Origin of the sequence: Streptomyces sp. SP18BB07 (genome assembly GCF_036322545.1) — a bacterium.
Taxonomy (GTDB): Bacteria; Actinomycetota; Actinomycetes; order Streptomycetales; family Streptomycetaceae; genus Streptomyces; species Streptomyces deccanensis.
This window is the reverse complement of record NZ_JAQYWT010000360.1, coordinates 194,825-214,153: the sequence shown is the minus strand read 5'-3', so window position 1 is coordinate 214,153 and position 19,329 is coordinate 194,825. Positions and strand designations below refer to the sequence as shown.

The window sequence follows — 19,329 nt, the reverse complement described above, 5'->3', positions numbered from 1 at the left end:
ACCTAAGTGCATCGTTGACCAACAAGATAGCAGTCGGCTCACGGCCGCGCAGGGGGTGCCGGGACGTCGGAGACCGTGGTGAGGACCGCCTCGCCGAACACCTCGGCCACCTCCTTCCACTCGACGAGGGACATCGTGAGGGGCGGCAGGAGTTTCAGTACGTGGCCCCGCCCCGACGTCTCGGCGACGATCCCGGCGCGGAACAGCGCACGCCGCACCCCTTCGGCGGTGTCCGCGTCGGCGAACCGCAGCCCGCTCATCGCGCCCTTGCCCACCACGTCGGCCACCCGGGCCGGGAGGGCCGCGACCAGGCCGGCGAGGCTGGTGCGGATCGCCGAGGCCAACTGCTCGGCGTGGTGGGTGAATTCGGGGTCGGTCCAGTGGTCCAGGGCCGCGGAGCCCGCCACGAAGGCGAGGTTGTGGCCGCGGAAGGTGCCGTTGTGCTCGCCCGGCGCCCACCGGTCGATCTCGCGGCGGATCAACAGGGCCGCCATCGGCAGCCCCATACCGCTGAGCGACTTCGACAGGCACACCAGGTCGGGGCGGAGTTCGGGGGTGTCCTCGAAACTGAAGAAGGTCCCGGTGCGCCCGCAGCCCGCCTGGATGTCGTCCACGATCACCAACGCGCCCACGGAGTCGGCGAGTTCACGGATCCGTACGAGCCAGTCATGGGGGGCGGTGTGCAGGCCGCCCTCGCCCTGGACGGTCTCCAGCAGGATCGCCGCGGGCGGGGCCGTCCGCGCGTCCCCGCCGAGGGCCCGTTCCAGGGCGGTGACGGGGTCGGTGCCGTCCGGGTGGGCCGCGTCGCCGTAGGGCAGGATCGTGACGTCGGTCAGCGGTACCCCGGCCGCTCCGCGCAGCAGCGGGGAGGTCGTGGCGGCGAGGGCGCCCAGGGACGCTCCGTGGAAGCCGCCGGTGAAGGCGATCACCTCGGTGCGCCCGGTGACCTTGCGGGCCAGCTTCAGCGCGGCCTCCACCGCAAGCGTCCCGGCCGGCCCCGGGAACTGCACCACGAAGTCGCCCAGCCCCCGGGGCTCCAGGACGAGGCCGGTGAAGCGTTCCAGGAAGTCGGCTTTCGCGGTGGTGTGCAGGTCCAGCGACTGGACCGGCCCGCCGGCCGCGAGGTAGGCCGTCACCCGTTCGACGATCGCGGGCGGGTTGTGGCCGTAGTTGAGGGATCCCGCCCCGCAGAGCAGGTCCACGTAGCGACGCCCGGTGGTGTCCCAGAGGTGGTGTCCGATGGCGCGTTCGAAGACCACCGGGAAGTCGCGGCAGTAGCTGCGTACGTTCGACTCGTGACGTTCGAACACCGTACGGGGTGCCCGGTCGGTCTCGGTCATGTCAGCACGTACCTTTCATCGGTTTCGGGGCCGCGTCACTTGACCAGGACCGTTCCGTCGCCGGGACGGTGGTCGCGGGAGCGGCGGAGGTCGCTGAACGCGAAGGTCCGCTGGAGCCAGCGGTCCGCGCCGTCGTAGCGCGGGGTGAACGCCGAACGCCCGTGCAGGGTCACCCTGTTGTCGACCACGGCGAGGTCTCCGGGACGGAGCAGCACCCCCGTGTACGTCGCGTGGGCGACCGTCGCCAGTTCGGTGAGGGCGGCCTGCCCCTCGGGGGTCAGGGGCCGGGTGGCCGCCTCGTCGAAGCACAGGTCCGGGTCCTCGGGGTCGCCGGTGAGGACGGCGTGGACGGTGCCGGTGTCGCCGCGGCCGAAGGACGGGGGTGCCTGGGTGACGTACTCGGGGCGGCCGAGCGCCTCGCGGGTGGCGGGGGTCAGCCGGGGCAGTACGCGCCGGACGCAGCTGGTACGCAGTTCCGCCACGCCCTCGTGGTCGGGGCGCAGGCACAGCAGCATGACGTAGTCGGGGCGGTGGGGGTGGAAGGCGTTCTCGGTGTGGAAGGTGAGCTCGACCGAGCCCACGTTGCCCTGGACCTCCTCCTCTCCCGGCACGGGGACCACGTCCTGGACCAGGGCGCCGGACTTCTCGGCCGCGAACGCGGCCGGATCGCCGAGGCCCGCCGCGAACAGCAGCAGGGTCGCCGCGGGCAGTGACGGGACGCGCTGCACCGAGCCCTTCACCATGGGGGTGGGCGGCAGGTCGGCGGCGCCGATGGGCAGGCGCCGCAGGACGAGGGCGCCGTCGGGGCCGGAGTTCCTGCGGAACTCCCGTACCAGCCGCCTCACTTCGGCCGGGGCGTCCTCCCAGGCGTGGCGGGCGAGGGCCGGCCAGTCGGGGTCGTCGACCCGCTCCCCCGCCCGGTCCAGGAGGTCACCCGTCACCAGGGCCAGTGCGGCCAGGTCGGGGGCGGCGAGGCGGACCGTGTCGTCCCCGGCCGTGGGGTGCGGGGTCCGCGCCGCGCTCGCGGGCGCCGTCGTCGATTCGACGCTGATCACGTCGTGTTCACTTCCGTTCCGTGCGTTGCGTGGTTGACGTGGGGTGGTCAGGCGTTCATGGCGTCGATGAGGCTCTTGGGGCGCAGGTCGGTCCACTCGCGCTCGATGTGGTCGAGGCAGGCGGGGCGGGTGTCCGGGCCGAAGGCGATGGTCCAGCCGGCGGGTACGGCCACGGAGTCGGGCCACAGGGAGTGCTGGCCCTCGTCGTTGACCAGGACCCGGTAGGTGCCGTCGGGGTTCTCGAAGGGGTTGGTCATGACGGGTCGGTGTCCTTTCGGGAGCCCGGGAGGCTCTTCGCCTCCCGGGTGCGGGTGTGGGTATGGGGAGTGGGGCCGAGGGCGCGGTCCGCCGGAGGCGGTCCGCGCGGCTCGCGTCAGCGTTCGACGAAGGCCCAGTAGCGGGAGATCGCGTCCTCGTCGATGTCCGGGATCGCGACCGCCAGGTCGCGCAGCCGCTGGAGCGTCCGGTCGTTCTCGAACGCCAGGGTCGGCCGCTGTGGGTCCGGCGTGTTCCTCGCGTGCTCTTCGAGATAGGCCTGGTAGGGCAGGATCGGCAGGTCCTCGCCCCGTTCGCTCGCGCGCCGCAGGCGCCGCAGCCATACGGTGAGCGGGACCGCTTCGGTCACCGTCCCGCGCATCCGGTCGTAGCCGCTCATGAAGGCATCGATTCCGACCCGGTGCGGGTGGTGGAGGTGGTGCACGCGGGCGGTTCCGGTGCCGGTGAGGATCAGCCCCACCACGGCGCGGGCCAGGACGTCGACGGGGAGCAGTGCTTCCTCACCTTCCGGTCCGGCCGGATGGCAGCCGAGCGCGGCGCTGCTGGTGAGCAGCCGGGAGAACATGTCGTCCGTGCTGACGGCACCGGTCGAGGTGTGCGCCCAGATCCGGCCGAGCCGGTGGATGCCGCCGGTGGCCCCCCGCTCGAAGGCACGCTCCACCAGCCTGTCCGCGACCCATTTGCTCGCCGCGTAGCCGTCGCCGAACAGGTGCTTCTCACCGTCGATCGGGGAATCCTCGCTCACCAGCCGGGGGGCTCGGCCGGGCCCGAACACGCCGAGGGTGGAGAGGTGGTGGAACGCCTTCGGGCGGCCCTCGGCGGCCAGGCGCAGCAGGGTTCGGGTGCCCTCCACGTTGGCCGGCTTCAGCAGGCCGTACGGCGAGAGGTGATGGACGTGTGCGCCTGCGTGCACGATCGTGTCGACGCGCTCGCGCAGGTCCGCCCAGTGCGAGGCGCCGAGGCCGAGGTCTCCTGCCGCCAGGTCGCCCCGGACGATGTTCAGCCGCGCTTCGTCCGACGCGGGCCCGAGGTCGATGCCGTAGCGCAGCAGGGTTCCGGTCAGCCGCTCGCCGGCCTCGGCGTCGGTCCGGGCCCGGACGAGGCAGTGCACGCGCGCCGACGTCCGGTCCAGCAGCTCCGCCAGCAGGAAGGCTCCGACGAACCCAGTGGCCCCGGTCAGCAGGATCTCCCGAGGGCTGTCGGCGTCCGGGGCGGCCTGCCGCGCGTCGGGCGGACCGGCAGGGGATGCGCCGGACGTGAAGCGCAGGGCGGGGCTCAGCTCGGCCTCCGAGTCCGGCACCCACGACGCGGCTCGCGGTCCGTCCTCCGTGAGGTGGCGGGCCAGTCCCGCCGGGGTGGGTGCTTCGAGGAGCGCCGACAGGCTGAAGCGGATTCCCAGAGCCTCACCGATGCGGCCTGCCAGCCGGGTGGCGAGCAGGGAGTGGCCGCCCAGCGCGAAGAAGTCGTCGTCGGCGGAGACCTCGGGCACGTGCAGTGCCTCGGCGAACAGGGTGCACAGCTGGGCCTCTAGTGGGGTGCGGGGTGCCCGGCCGGTGCCGGCGGCGACGTCCGGCGGGGCGGGCAGCCGCCTGCGGTCGAGCTTGCCGTTGGGGTTCAGTGGGATTTCGGCGATCTCGATGATGGTGGAGGGGATGAGGTGGGAGGGGAGGGTCGTGGCGAGCTTGGTTCGTAGGGCGTCGGGGTCGAGGGGGGTGTGGGGCGCTGAATGGGTTGGTTTTTCGCCGCGGGTGAGTGGGGGCTGGTCGCGCCCCGCGGCGAAGCCGCTATTCGATGCTGCCCCGCGCCCCTTACGGGGCGCTGCTTGCCCGGGGGCTTTGAGTGGCACGACGTAGGCGACCAGGCGTTTGTCGCCCGGGCGGTCCTCGCGGGCTATCACCGCGGCCTGGGCTATGCCGTCCAGTGCCGTCAGGGCGGACTCGATCTCGCCCGGCTCTATGCGGTAGCCCCGGATCTTGACCTGGTCGTCGACGCGGCCGGCGTACTCCAGGACCCCGGCGCGGTTCCAGCGGGCCCGGTCGCCCACCCGGTACATGCGGGTGCCGGGCGGGCCGTACGGGTCGGCGACGAAGCGTTCGGCGCTCTGGCCGGGCCGTCCGGCGTAACCACGGGCGAGTCCGGTGCCGGCGAGGTACAGCTCGCCCCACACCCCGTCGGGGACGGGCTGGAGGTGGTCGTCGAGCACGTACACGCGTGCGTTGCCGATGGGGCGGCCGATGGGTACCGGGCCCGCGCCGAGGTCGTCGTCGGGTTCGAGGCGGTGGACCACGCAGCCGACGGTCGCCTCCGTGGGCCCGTACTCGTTGACCACCACGGCCCCGGGGTGCCTGGCGCGCCACGCCTGGAGGGCGGTGCCGTCGAGGGCCTCGCCGCCGATGACCAGGTTCCGGGCGTCGCTGACGCGGTCGGGCAGGGGCTCCAGCAGCCGCAGATGGCTCGGGGTGACCTTGAGCAGGTCGGGGGTCTCGGTGTCGTGGTCCAGGTCCGCGAACCGCACCCGGCCGCCCGTGACCAGCGGGGTGAACAGGGTGGTCACCGGCATGTCGAAGGCGAGGGACGTGTGGACCAGGGACTCGCCGGACGCGGCCGGGTACATCGTGGCCGCCTCGCTCAGATAGGCCGCGAGCGAGCCGTGTTCGACGACGACTCCCTTGGGGCGGCCGGTCGATCCGGAGGTGTAGATCAGGTAGGCGGCCTGGTGGGGGTGGACGGGCAGGCCCAGGTCGTCGTCGGGGAGATCGTCCAGGCCGACGGGGAAGGTCTCCTCGTCGAGGACGATCCGCGCGGCCGCGTCGGCGACCAGCGCGTCGATCCGTGCCCGCGGGTTGGCCGCGTCGATGGGCAGATAGGCCGCGCCGGTCTTCAGGACCGCGAGCAGGGCGACGACCACCTCGGGGCGGCGCGGCAGCACGACGGCGACGACGGTCTCGGGTCCGGCGCCGCGCGCGATCAGGTGCCGGGCGAGCCGGTTGGCGCGGCGGTTCACCTCCTCGTACGTCAGCTCCGTACCGTCCGCGACGACGGCCACGGCGTGCGGGGTGCGGGCCACCTGGGCCTCGAACATCTCCGGCAGTGGCGCCCCGGGCAGCGGGCGGGCCGTGTCGTTGCGGCGGACGAGCGTGTCGTCGCGTTCGGCGGGGGTGAGCAGGGGCAGGGCGTGCAGGGGGCGTGCCGGGTCTGCGGTCACCTCCTGGAGCAGGCGCGGAAGGCGGGCGGCGACGCTCTCGGCGGTGGCCCGGTCGAACAGGTCCGAGGCGTACTCGACCGATCCGGACCAGCCGCCGTCGCCGGTCTCGACGAGCGTCAGCGACAGGTCGAACTTGGCGTGGTCGCCGGGCACGTCCCCGACGGTCACCGCGAGGCCGGGGAGTTCGGGTGCGACGGGCTCCTGGTTGACCGTCAGCATGACCTGGAACAGGGGGTGCCGGGAGCGGGAGCGCGCCGGGTTGAGGACCTCGACCAGGTGCTCGAAGGGCACGTCGGTGTGGTCGTACGCCGCCACGTCCGCCGCGCGCACCCGGTCGAGGAGTTCCTCGAAGGTGGGATTGCCGGAGGTGTCGGCGCGCAGGACCAGGGTGTTGGCGAAGAGCCCGACGAGGCCTTCCAGCGCGGTGTCGGGACGGCCCTCCACGGGTGTGCCGATCACGATGTCCTCGCCGGCGCCGAGCCGGGTCAGCAGGGTGACGAGCGTGGCGTGCAGCACCATGAAGGCGCTGGCGCCCCGGTCGCGGCCGAGCGAGTCGACCCGGCCGCGCAGCCCGGCCGGGACCGTGAACGGCACCGTGCCACCGCGCCGGGAGGCGACCGCGGGTCGGGGCCGGTCGGTCGGCAGCTCGATCTGGTCGGGGATCCCGGCCAGTTCCCGCGTCCAGAAGTCGACCCGGTCCGCGGGCAGTTCGCGCTCCCACAGGGCGTAGTCGGCGTACTGGACGGGCAGCGGGGCCCAGTCGGGGGCGTGGCCGGCGAGGCGGGCGGCGTAGGCCGTGGAGAGGTCCTCGGCGAGGGGCCGCATGGACGAGCCGTCGCCCGCGATGTGGTGCAGGAGCAACAGCAGGGCGTGTTCGCGTCCACCGTCGGTGAACAGCACGGCGCGGACCGGGAGTTGGTGGTCGAGGGAGAACGGCGTCCGGGCCGCCTCCGCCAGCCCCGCGGCGAAATCGGCCGGGTCGCAGGACCGGACCGCGAAGCGCGGCTTGGTGTCGACGACGACCTGGTGCGGGCCGTCCGGCCCCTCGGCGATCACCGTGCGCAGCACCTCATGGCGCTCCACCAGGTCGCCGAAGGCGTCCCGCAGGGCGTCCCGGTCGAGGGTGCCGGTCATCCGCAGGACGACGGGGATGGTGTACGTCTGCGACGGGCCGTCGAGCCGGTCGAGGAACCACATCCGCCGCTGCGCCGCCGACAGCGGCACCCGGTCGGGGCGTTCGCGCCGGACGAGCGGAGGCCGGGGTGTCCGCGTCGGCCGGTCCGACAGCAGGTCCGCGAGTCCGGCGACCGTGGCGTGCTCGAAGACCTCCCGGATGGACAGCTCCGCTCCGAGGTCGGCGCGGATCCGGTTGACCAGCCGGGCGACGAGCAGGGAGTGGCCGCCGAGCCGGAAGAAGTCGTCGTCGGCGAAGACCTCGGGGACTCCGAGGACGGTGGCGAAGAGGTCCGCCACCCGGCGCTGAAGGCCTTCGGCGGGTGTCCTGCCCGTGCCCTCGGCGGTGCGGTCCGGCGCGGGCAGTGCCTTGCGGGCGATCTTGCCGTTGGCGGTCAGCGGCAGCGCGTCCAGCGGGACGAACGCGGAGGGGACCATGTAGTCGGGCAGGGCCCGGGCCGCGGCGGCGCGCAGGGCGGTCGGGTCCGCCGGGTGCCCCTGGCCCGGTACGACGTAGGCGACGAGGCGCTTGTCGCCGGGGGTGTCCTCGCGGACGACCACGGCGGCGGCGTCGATGCCCGGCTGGGCGGTGAGGACGGCCTCCACCTCGCCGAGTTCGATGCGGAAGCCGCGGATCTTCACCTGGTCGTCGACGCGGCTGACGAACTCCAGCCGTCCGGCGGCCGTCCAGCGGGCCAGGTCTCCGGTGCGGTACATGCGGGTTCCGGGCGGGCCGAAGGGGTCGGCGACGAAGCGTCCGGCGGTCAGACCGGGGCGGCCGTGGTAGCCGCGGGTGACGAGGTCGCCCGAGACGTAGAGTTCGCCGGCGGTGCCGACGGGTGCCGGGCGCAGCAGCGCGTCGAGCACGTACATCCGGGTGTTCCAGGCGGGCGTGCCGATGGTGACGACGCCGGGCGGCACGGGGTCGCCGGGTTCGATGCGGAACAGGCTGCAGCCGACGGTGGTCTCGGTGGGGCCGTACTCGTTGAGGACGGTCACGCCGGGATGCCGGGAGCGCCAGGCGTCGAGGACGTCGCCGAGGAGGGACTCGCCGCCGAGGACGAGTTGGCCGCCCGGGGAGTACGCGTCGGGGACCGCGCTCAGCAGATGCAGATGGGTGGGGGTGGCCTTGACGAAGTCGGGGCGGGTGACGTGGGCGTCCGGGTCGGGGCCGCTCGCGGTCCAGCGGACCAGTTCGACGGTGCCGCCGGAGATCAGTGGGCCGAACATGCCGGTCGCGGTGAGGTCGAAGGAGACCGGCGAGTGCACCAGGACGCGGTGGCGCAGGCTCTCGTACTCGTGGGTGGCCCAGGCCAGGTAGGCGACCAGGGAGCGGTGTTCGACGACGACCGCCTTGGGCCGCCCGGTGGAGCCCGAGGTGAAGATGACGAAGGCGGTGTGGTCGGGTCGGCGGACCACATCGGTGAGGGGTCCGCCGGGCCGTCGCGGGATCTCCGGGTCGTCCGTCGTCACGACGGGCGCCTCCGTCAACGCGCCGACACGTGCGGCGAGTTCGGCGGTGGTGACCACGGCGGCCGGTGCGATGTCCTCCAGCATGAAGGTGAGGCGGTCGTCCGGGTGCGCGGGGTCCAGCGGGAGATAGCCGGCGCCGGCCTTCAGGACGGCCAGCAGGGTGACGGGGACGTCCTCGGAGACCGGCATCAGCACGGCGACGTGGCGCTCCGGGCCCGCTCCCAGGTCGACCAGGTGGCGGGCCAACCGGTTGGCGCGGGAGTCGAGTTCGGCGTACGTCAGCTCGGTGGTACCGAACACGACGGCCGGCGCGTCGGGGGTGCGGGCCACCTGGGCCTCGATCAGGTCCGTCAGGGTCTGTGTGGGCACCTCGTGGCCGGTGTTGTTCCACTCGGTGAGCAGCAGTCGACGCTCGTCGGCGTCGACGAGGTCGAACTCCCTCACCGGGCGCTGGGGTTCGGCGGTGAGGGCGGCGAGCAGTCGGGTGAATCGCTCGGCGATGCGGGCGGCGGAGTCGCGGTCGAAGAGGTCGGTGGCGAACTCCAGGAGCCCGTTCACCCCGCCCTCGGGCCGCTCGGTGAGGAAGAACGACAGGTCGAACTTGGCGGTGGGGGACGCGACGGGCCGTACGCGTGCTATGAGGCCGGGCAGGTCGACGGCGAGGTCGAGGGCGGCCTGCTGGTCGGCGCCGCTGAAGTTGAGGCCGGTCTGGAACAGCGGGTGGCGGGCGGTGGAGCGGGCCGGGTTGAGGGCTTCCACGACCCTCTCGAACGGCACGTCCTGGTGGGCGTAGGCGGCCAGGTCGGCGGCCCGCACCCGGCGCAGTACCTCGGTGAAGTCGGGGTCGCCGGTGAGGTCGGTGCGCAGGACGAGGTTGTTGGCGAAGTAGCCGATCAGGGGCGTCAGGGCGTCGTCGGTGCGGTTCGCGACCGGTGAGCCGATCACGATGTCGTCGCCCGCGCCGAGCCGGTGCAGCAGGGTAGCCAGGGCGGCGTGCACGACCATGAAGACGGTCGTGTGGTGCGCGCGGGCGAGCCGGACCAGGGCCTCGTGGACGGCGGGCTCGACCGTGAAGGGCACCGTGTCGCCGCGGTGGGTGGGGACGGCGGGCCGGGGCCGGTCGAAGGGCAGCTCCAGCTGCTCGGGCAGCCCGGCGAGCGTCGTCCGCCAGTGGTCGAGCTGGTGGGAGAGGGTGCTGTCCGGGTCGTCGGGCTCCCCCAGCGACTGTCGCTGCCACACCGCGAAGTCGGCGTACTGAAGAGGCAGTTCGGCCCGGTCGGGGGTCTCGCCCCGGCTGCGGGCCGCGTACGCGGTGGTGAGGTCGCGGGCGAGCGGGGCCATGGAGGCGCCGTCGCCGGCGATGTGGTGCAGGACGAGGAGCAGCACGTTTTCGCCCGCGCCGAGATCGAACAGGGTGGCGCGCAGCGGTGGTTGGGCGGTGAGGTCGAAGGGGGTGCGGACGGCGTCGGCGAGCCGCTCGTCCAGCGTGTCCTCGTCGGCGCGGACGACGGTCAGCGGCGGCACGGACGGCAGGACCACCTGGTGGGGGCCGTGCTCGTCCTCGGCGAAGACCGTGCGCAGGGCCTCGTGCCGCTGTGCCAGGTCGTCCAGGGCCGCTGTCAGCGCGGCCACGTCGAGGTCGCCGGAGAGCCGTAGCGCCACGGGCAGGTTGTACGTCGGGGAGGGGCCCTCGAAGCGGTGCAGGAACCACAGCCGTTCCTGGGCGTACGACAGTGGCAGGCGTCCCTCGCGCGGCCGGGGCGCGATCGCGGAGCGGCGCGGTCCCCCGGGGGCGAGGCGGGAGGCGAGCCTCGCCACGGTCGTGGCCTCGAACAGCACCGACAGTTCGAGGTCGGTGTCGAGGGCGGCGCGGATGCGGCTCGCCAGCCGGGTCACCAGCAGGGAGTGGCCGCCGAGCGCGAAGAAGTCGTCGTCGATCGAGACCTCGGGCACGCGGAGGACCTCGGCGAACAGGCCGCACAGGATCTCCTCCTGCGGGGTGCGCGGGCCGCGCCCGGTGGTGTGTCCGAGGTCGGGGACCGGCAGGGCCTTGCGGTCGAGCTTGCCGTTCGGGGTGAGCGGCAGCCCGTCCAGGGGGACGATCTGGGCCGGGACCATGTACTCGGGCAGTCGGGCGGCGAGCCGGTCACGGAGGTCGTCGGCGTCGACGGGCACCGGCCCGGCGGGGACCACGTATCCGACGAGCCACTGGCCGTGCACGGCCGCGGCCGCGCGGGCGACGGCCGGGTGGTCGGCCAGGGCGTCCTCGATCTCGCCGAGTTCGACGCGGAAGCCGCGCAGCTTGACCTGGTTGTCGGCGCGCCCGAGGTACTCCAGCTCGCCGTCGGCCGTCCAGCGGGCCACGTCGCCCGTGCGGTACATGCGCGCCCCGGGTGGCCCGTACGGGCTCGCCACGAACCGTTCGGCGGTCAGCGCGGGCCGGTCGAGATAGCCGCGGGCCAGCTGGACGCCCTCGACGTACAGCTCGCCGGGCGCGCCGGGGGCGACCGGCGCCAGCGTCGCGTCGAGGACGTAGGCGCGGGTGTTGGCGACGGGCCCGCCGATCAGCACGGTCTCGACGTCCGCCGGCGCGGGCCAGGCGGTGACGTCGACGGCGGCCTCGGTCGGGCCGTAGGCGTTCAGGAGCACGGCGTCCTCGTTCGCCGTGAACTCGTGGAAGCGGCGGACCAGTTCGGCGGGCAGGGCCTCGTCGCCGGAGACGATCAGGCGGACGGAGTCCGGCAGCCGGGTCTCGGCCAGGTAGGCGCCGAGCATGGACGCGCTGAGGTGGACGACCGCGACGGAGTCCTCCCGCATCAGCCGCTCCAGGTAGAGCGGGTCGCGGTGGCCGTCGGGCCGGGCCACGACGAGGGTGCCGCCGTACATGAGGGTCCAGAAGACCTCCCACACCGACACGTCGAAGCTGACCGGGGTGGACTGCAACACCCGCTCGCCCGGCGTGAGTCGGTGGTCGCGCTGCATCCACCACAGCCGGTTCGCCATGCCCGCGTACGTGTTGACGGTGCCCTTGGGGCGGCCGGTGGAGCCTGAGGTGTAGATGACGTACGCCGCGTTGTCGCCCGAGGCCGTGACCCCCGGGCTCTCCTCGGGTCCTTCGGCGTCGGGGGCGATCCGCTCGAAGCCGTCCACGTCGCGGTCGGAGACCAGCAGCCGGGCGCCGGAGTCGGCGAGGATGTACGCGATCCGGTCGGCCGGGTAGCCGGTGTCGATCGGGACGTACGCGGCGCCCGCCTTGAGCACCGCCCACAGGGCCACGATCAGGTCGACCGAGCGCGGCAGCATCACGGCGACCCGTGACTCGGGTCCGACGCCCCGCGCGCGCAGGGCATGGGCGAGCCGGTTCACCCGGGCGTCGAAATCGCCGTAGGTGACGCTCTCGCCCTCGAAGCGGACCGCCTCGGCGTCCGGGGTGCGCCGCGCGTGCGCCTCCAGCAGGTCGACGGCCGAGCCCTCGCCGTCGAAGCGGATGGTCGTGTCGTTCCAGCCGGCGAGCACCAGGGCGCGGTCCTCGGCACCGAGGACGTCCACCTCGGAGAGGCGCAGGCCGGGGTCGGTGGTGACGTGCTCCAGGACGCGGACGAAGCGGGTCGCGAAGCTCTCGGCGGTGCGGCGGTCGTACAGGTCGGTGGCGTACTCCAGGCGGCAGAGCAGTCCCCCGTCCTCGTGGACGTGGCAGTCGAAGTGGACGTCGAACTTGGCGGTGCCGCTGGTGACCGGGCCGGGGTCGGCGGTGACGCCGGGCAGGTCGAAGCGGGCCTCGGTGAGGTCCAGCCAGGCGAGCATCACCTGGAAGAAGGCGTGCCGGGAGCGGGAGCGCTCCGGGTTCAGCTCCTCCACCAGCCGTTCGAAGGGGACGCCCTGGTGGGCGTAGGCGGCCAGACCCGTCTCGCGGACGCGGACGAGCAGCTCCTCGAAGCTGGGGTCGCCGGAGGTGTCCATGCGGTAGACGAGGGTGTTGATGAACACGCCGACCACGTCGTCGAGGACCGAGTCGGGCCGGTCGGCGATCACACCGCCGAGCGGGATGTCCTCGCCGGCGCCGAGTCGGGTCAGCAGCAGCGACACGGCCGCCTGGAGGACCATGAACGGGGTGGTGCGGGTGCGGCCGGCCAGGTCCAGCATCCGCCGGTACAGCTCCGGGGCGACGGGGAACTCGACGTGGTCGCCGCGGTGGGTGGCCACCGCCGGGCGGGGGCGGTCGCCGGGGAAGGAGACCTCGGGCGGCAGCCCGTCCAGGTGCTGCTTCCAGTACTCGATCTGGCGGGGCAGGTCCGCGGCGAGCGTCTCGCGCTGCCAGATCGCGAAGTCCGGGTACTGGACCGTGAGTTCGGGGAAGCCCGGCGTGTCGGCGCCGGTCCGGGTGCGGTAGCCGGTGGTGATGTCCTCGGCGAGCGGGCGCAGCGAGGCGCCGTCCGCCGCGATGTGGTGCACGACGAACAGCAGGACGTGGGTGTCGGGTCCGGTCTCGTACAGCGTGGTGCGCAGGGGCACGTCGCACGTCAGGTCGAAGGGGCGGGCCGCGTCGGCGGCCAGGTCGGGGGCGGCGTCCCGGACGAACTCCGTGGTGTAGGGCGTCTCGGGCGGCAGGACGACCTGGTGGGGGCCGTCGGCGTCCTCGGGGTAGACGGTGCGCAGCGCCTCGTGGCGGGCGACGAGGTCGGCCAGCGCGCCGGCGAGGGCGTCGGTGTCGAGGGTGCCGGTGAGCCGGATGGCGAGGGGGATGTTGTACGTGCCGGAGGCGCCCTGGAGGCGTTGCAGGAACCACATGCGTTCCTGGGCGAAGGACAGCGGGATGCGGCCGGGCCGCTCCTCGGCGGTGATGCGCTTGGCCTGCGGGGCCAGCCGGGTCAGCCGGTCGGCGACACCGGCGACGGTGGGGGCGGCGAAGAGGTCGCGCAGCGACAGGTCGACACCGAACTCGTCGCGGACTCGGTGGACCAGCCGGATCATCAGGATCGAGGTGCCGCCGAGCGCGAAGAACTCGTCGTCCACGCCGACCCGTTCGACGCCGAGGACCTCGGCGACGATGGCGCACAGCGACGTCTCCTCGGGTGTGCGGGGTTCGCCGCCGCCGGCCGGGGCCACGGGGGCGGGGCCGGTCTCCGTGTGCGCGGTGCCCATGACGAGCAGCCGGTCCTCGTCGCTCACCTCGATCAACTCGGTTGTCCGGCGGTCGAGTCCGGCCGCCGCTCCGTCGAGCAGGCCGGTCAGGAGGTCGGCGAGGCGGGTGACGGCCGTCGCGTCGAAGGCGCCGGCGAGGTAGGAGAAGCGCAGCCGCAGCCGGTCGCCGGGGAAGACGGAGAGCGTGACCGGGTAGTGGGTGCGCTCGACGAGGTCGGCGTGGGCGAGGCGCAGGCCGCCGGCCTCGATGCCGTCGTCCATCGGGTAGTTCTCGAAGGCGACGACGGTGTCGAACAGCGCGTCGAGGCCGGCGGCGCGGGTCAGCTCCGCCAGCGAGACGTGCTGGTGGGCGTGGAGGGAGCGCTGTTCGTGCTGGAGCCGGGCCAGCAGCGCGGCGAGCGTCTCGTCCCGGTCGATCCGCACCCGGACCGGCAGGGTGTTGACGAACAGCCCGAGCATCGACTCCGCGCCGGGCAGCTCGGGCGGGCGCCCGGAGACCGTCGCGCCGAACACCACGTCGTCCCGGCCGGTGAAGTCGCTCAGCAGCAGCCCCCACAGGCCCTGGACGACGGTGTTGAGGGTGAGGCGGTGCGCGCGGGCCGTCGACGTCAGGGCGTCGGTGAGCGCCTCGGACAGGACCAGTTCGTGGACGTCGTGTCCGTCCGAGTCGCGGTCGGGACGGGCCAGCAGGGTGGGCGCCGTCAGACCGGTGAGCCGCTCCCGCCACACCTCGGCGGAGGCCTCGCGGTCCTGCCGGTCGAGCCAGGCCAGGTGGTCGCGGTAGGGGGCGGCCGGGGGCAGTTCGGTGCCGCCGTACAGGGTGAACAGTTCGCGGACGAGCAGCGGCAGGGACCAGCCGTCGAGCAGCAGGTGGTGGTGGGTCAGGACCAGGCGGCGGTCGCCGAGCGCGGTGAACCTGAGCAGGGGCGGCCGGACGACGCTGAAGCCGCGGGCGCGGTCACGGGCGAGGAACGCTTCCAGGTCCTCCTCGTCGCGCTCCTCCCAGGGGACCTTCACGTCGCTGGGGACGACCTGCACGGGGGCGCCGGTCGAGCGGCTGCGGAAGGCGGACCTCAGGTTGGGGTGGCGGTGCAGCAGGGCGGTGGCGGCGGCCCGCATCCGCTCGGTGTCGAAGGCGGTGTCGGTCTCCAGGACGAGCTGGCCGACATAGGGGTCGTCGGGCTCGTACAGGGCGAGGAAGAGCAGGCCCTCCTGGAGCGGGGCGAGCGGCAGGACGTCGGCGGCGCCGCGGAACCGGTCCAGTTCCTCCTGGGTGATGCGGACGAGGGGCACATCGGAGACGGTCAGTCCGCCGCGGGTGTGCGGGGCGAGTTCGGCGAGGGCCCGCGTCCACGCCTCGGCGAGGGCGCGTACGTCGGTCTCGGTGAGGACGCCCGCGGGCCAGGTCCACTCGGCGGTCAGCACGCCGTCGCGGACGTAGGCGTCGATCTGGAGGGCGTGGGTGAGCGCGAGGTCGTCGTCGGCCAGCAGCTCGACGGCGCCCTCGTCGTCGGCGAGACGCCAGCCGCCGAGGTCCTGGGCGTCGAGGCGGCCCAGGTAGTTGAAGGAGATCTGCGGTGCCGGCAGTTCGGTGAGCCGGTCGCGCAGCAGGTCGTGGCCGCGGCCGCCGTGCGGGATCGCGCGCAGTTCCTCCTTGGTGCGCTTGATCAGGTGGGCGTCGGTCGCGGTGCCGGGGCCCAGGCGCACGGGGTGGATGCGGGTGAACCAGCCGACGGTGGTGGACAGGTCCGTTCCGTCCGGGAGGTGGTCGCGGCCGTGGCCCTCCAGGTCGACCAGGACCGGGCCCTCGCCCCGGTGGCGCTGTACGGCCGCCGAGAGTGCGGCGAGCAGGATGTCGTCCGGGGTGGCCCGGTAGGCGGCGGGCAGGGTGGCCAGCAGGGTGGTGGTGAGGTCGGCCGGGACGGTGACGCTGATCGAGCGGGCGGTGCCGTGGACGTCCTGGGCGGGGTCGAGGGGCCGGCTGCCGAGCACGGGTTCCGGGGTGGACAACAGGTCGGTCCACAGCGGGAGTTCGCCGACGGGGGCCTGGAGTTGTCCGGCCCAGCGGCGCAGCGAGGTGCCGGGCGGGGACAGCTCCCCGCCGTTGAGCGCCTCGGTGAGGTCGGTCAGCAGGATGCGCCAGGACACGCCGTCGACGACCAGGTGGTGCAGGACGAGCAGCAGGCGGCCGGACGCGAACCACACCGCCCGGACCATCACCCCGTCGTCGGGCGACAGGGCGCGGCGCGCGGCCTCCTTCTGCCCGGCCACGTCCTCGTCGTGGGCGCGGCTCAGGCAGTCCTCGGCCCGTACGGCGCCCACGGGCCGGATGTGCCGGCCGCGCATCCGCAGGGCGTCGTGGCGGTCGAGCACCTGCTGCAGGGCGGCGGCCAGCCGGTCGTACGACAGTCCGGGTTCCGTGGTCAGCAGGAGGGACTGGGCGAAGCCGGCCGTGGGGCCGCCGCGTTCGGCGAGGCGGCGGGCCATCGGGGTCTCGGGGAGTTCGCCGACCGGGTCGTCCTCGGCCGGTGGGACCGAGGCGGCCGTGGGTGCCGGTACGGCGACGGTGGCGAGCCGGGCGACGGTCGGGTGGTCGAACACGTCCTGGGGGGTGAGGTGGAGGCCCTGGCGGCGGGCCCGACTGACGAGCTGGATGGCATGGATGCTGTCCGCGCCGAGGGCGAACAGGTCGTCGTCCACGCCGAGTTCGGGACGGTGCAGCAGGGCGGCGGCGAGGGTGTGCAGGGTGCGCTCGGTGGCGGTCGCGGGGGCGCGTCCGCTCACCGGGCGGGCCGGGGCGGGCAGGGCACGGCGGTCGACCTTGCCGTTGGGGGTCACCGGAATCGACGGCAGCGTGAACACAGTCACCGGCACCATGGGGGCGGGCAGCCGCCGGGCGAGGTGGGTCCGGGGGTCGGTCTCCGGGGCGCCGGTGACATAGCCGACGAGCTGCCGGGCGCCCGCGGCGGTGTCATGGACGAGGACCACCGCCTGCGTCACGCCGGGCACCGACGCCAGGACGGCCTCGACCTCGGCGGGCTCCACCCGCTGTCCGTTGATCTTGACCTGGTCGTCGGCTCGCCCGGCGAACTCCAGGCTGCCGTCGGCGCGGCGGCGCACCAGGTCGCCGGTGCGGTACATGCGGCCGCCGGCCTCCGGAGCGTAGGGGTCGGCGACGAACCGTTCGGCGGTGGCGCCGGGCCGGTCGAGATAGCCGCGCGCGAGCTGGACGCCCGCGAGGTACAGCTCACCCGTGATGCCGTCCGGAACCGGCCGTAGCGCCGGATCGAGCACGTAGGCACGGGAGTTGTGGGTGGGCGTGCCGATGGTGACGGGCTCGCCGGGCGCGCAGGCGTGGGAGGTCGCGGTCACCGAGAACTCGGTGGGGCCGTAGGAGTTGTGCAGCCGGGCGCCGCACTCGCGGTGGAAGCGGTCGGCGAGCTGGGCGGGCAGCGCCTCGCCGCCGCAGCTGACCATGCGCAGCGAGGGGGTCGGCCCTGCCTCGTTCTCGGCATTCGCGGCGTTCTCGTTGTACTCGTCGTACTCGTCGTACTCGTCGAGGAAGGGGCCGAGCATGGCCGGGACGAAGTGGATGACGGTGACGCGCTCGTCGCGGACCAGCCGGGCCAGATAGGCCGGGTCGCGGTGGCCGTCGGGGCGGGCGACGACGAGGGTCGCGCCCCGGGTGAGGGTCCAGAACACCTCCCACACCGACACGTCGAACCCGACGGGCGTCTTGTGCACGACCCGGTCCGCCGGGGTGAGCCGGTACTCGTCCTGCATCCAGGCGAGCATGTTGGCGATGCCGGCGTGGGTGACGATGGTGCCCTTGGGGCGGCCGGTGGTGCCCGAGGTGTGGATGACGTACGCGGCGCCGTCCCCCCGCGGGACGACGCCGGGGTTGCTGTCGGGCCCGCCCTCGCCGAGGGAGCGCACGGCTTCCTCGTCGAGCACGAGCGCGGCGCGGGAGTCGGCGATCAGGTACGCGATCCGGTCGTCCGGGTAGCCGGTGTCGACGGGCACATACGCGGCGCCGGTCTTCAGCACCGCCCACAGCGCGACGATCAGGTCGAGCGAGCGCGGCAGCTTCACCGCGACCCGCGACTCCGGCCCCACGCCCTTGTCGCGCAGGGCGTGGGCGAGGCGGTTGACCCGGGCGTTGAGTTCGCCGTACGTGAGCCGCTCGCCCTCGAAGGCGACGGCCTCGGCTGCCGGGTCCTGGGCCTCGAAGAGTTCCACCAGGGAGCGCGGGTCGGTGGCGCGGGCGGTGGCGTTGCGGGCGTGGAAGCGCTCCCGCTCCGTGTCATCGAGCAGGTCTAGGGCGCCGATGGGCAGGTCGGGGCGGTCGGTGGCGGCGGTGAGGAGGCGGGTGTAGCGGTCGCGGTGGGCGGCGGCCGTGGCGGGGGTGAAGCGCCCGGGGTGGGCGTTGACGGTCAGCTCGATGCCGTCGCCGGCCTCGGGATCGCCGAACGCGTGCAGGGCGAGGTCGCGCACCGGGCCGGAGGCGAGCTGGTGCGCCGTCGCCTCGGTGGGGCCGAAGGGCAGGCGGGCGGAAGCGAAGGAGAGGACGTTGACCGACGGGCCGTTCAGGGTGCCCGGGTGGGCCGTGACGGCGAGGTCGCGGCGGAGTTCGTCGTGCGGGTAGCGCTGGTGGCGGCCGGCCTCGGCGAGGCGGGCGGCGACGCGGTCCAGGAGTTCGGTGAAGGTGGTGGAGCCGTCGACGGGGATCCGCAGCGGGACGTCGTTGACGAGCATGGCGGGTGTGGCCAGCGCCCGCGGGCTGAGGCGGGCGGCCATGAACACGCGGACGACCACGTCGTGGGCCCCGGTGACGCGGTGGGTGTGGGCGGCCATGGCGGCGATCACCGGCAGGGACCAGCGGGACCCGGCGAGCGCGCGCACCCGCGCGGCGGTGGCCTCGGGGAGGCGGCCGGTCGCGGAGGGCAGGCTGGGCGCGAGTCCGGTGGCACCGGAGGCGAGTGCCGGGTCGGTCTCGTGGGAGCCGGGGCCGGTGACCGCCGGGCCGGCTGTCGCGGAGCCGAGCTCGGTGGCGTCCGGCAGGTCGGCGAACTCCCGTCGCCAGTAGGCGCCGTCGCGCTCCCTGCGGGTGGAGCCGAGGTAGGCGTGCTCCTCGTCCAGGACCTCACGCAGGGTGCCGAAGCCGCTCGGGGGCGGCTGTTCGCCCGCCGCCAGTGCCGTGTAGACCTCCAGCAGACGGCGGCAGTGCAGGACCTGTCCGTAGCCGTCGAGGAGGATGTGGTGGTAGCGGAAGTGGAGCCAGTGCCGGTCGGGGCCGAGCCGCAGCAGGGTGTGCCGGAAGAGCCGGTCGGCGGTGAGGGGCACCGGCCGGGCCTGGTCGGCGTCGATCCAGGCGCGGGCGGCGGCGGCCGGGTCGGCCGCGCCGTCGAGGTCTACGTACTCCAACTCCCCCTGGACGGACGGGTCGACGCTCTGGTGGACCGTCTCCCCGTCCTCGAGGAAGCGGACCCGCAGCGCCTCGGTCTCGGCCACGGTCCGCTCCACGGCGCGGGCCAGCAGGGCGCGGTCCACCGGTCCGGGGACGTCGTAGTAGATGCCGCAGGTGTACAGGGGGCTGTCGGGGGCGAGGCGCTGGGCGACCCACACGCCGTGCTGGGCCGCCGTCAGGGGCAGGGCAGTGGTCATC

Annotated in this window: 4 protein-coding genes; all 4 read right to left on the bottom strand. The window is 73.9% G+C overall.

What is annotated here, in order from left to right:
* Positions 1–38 precede the first annotated feature (38 nt).
* The 4 genes from PUR53_RS39235 to PUR53_RS39220 all read right to left on the bottom strand — a co-directional run bounded on the left by PUR53_RS39235 (position 39) and on the right by PUR53_RS39220 (position 19,328).
* Positions 39–1,340: a diaminobutyrate--2-oxoglutarate transaminase gene (locus PUR53_RS39235; protein ID WP_329911532.1), complete on the bottom strand. Its 1,302-nt coding sequence runs from the start codon at positions 1,338–1,340 to the stop codon at positions 39–41.
* 35 nt (positions 1,341–1,375) lie between these two features.
* The gene (locus PUR53_RS39230) at positions 1,376–2,395 is read right to left on the bottom strand and encodes a TauD/TfdA family dioxygenase (protein ID WP_443080414.1); all 1,020 of its coding nucleotides are present in this window, start codon (positions 2,393–2,395) and stop codon (positions 1,376–1,378) included.
* A 47-nt stretch (positions 2,396–2,442) separates the two neighbouring features.
* Entirely contained in the window at positions 2,443–2,652 is a 210-nt protein-coding gene (locus tag PUR53_RS39225) for an MbtH family protein (protein ID WP_329896548.1), read from the bottom strand.
* Positions 2,653–2,768: 116 nt separating this feature from the next.
* The gene (locus tag PUR53_RS39220) at positions 2,769–19,328 is read right to left on the bottom strand and encodes a non-ribosomal peptide synthetase (RefSeq protein WP_329911531.1); all 16,560 of its coding nucleotides are present in this window, start codon (positions 19,326–19,328) and stop codon (positions 2,769–2,771) included.
* Position 19,329: the final 1 nt, after the last annotated feature.

Coding starts and splice junctions, on each gene's coding strand:
- PUR53_RS39235 (WP_329911532.1), bottom strand. CDS start 1,340: ATGACCGAGACCGACCGGGCACCCCGTACGGTGTTCGAACGTCACGAG.
- PUR53_RS39225 (WP_329896548.1), bottom strand. CDS start 2,652: ATGACCAACCCCTTCGAGAACCCCGACGGCACCTACCGGGTCCTGGTC.
- PUR53_RS39220 (WP_329911531.1), bottom strand. CDS start 19,328: ATGACCACTGCCCTGCCCCTGACGGCGGCCCAGCACGGCGTGTGGGTC.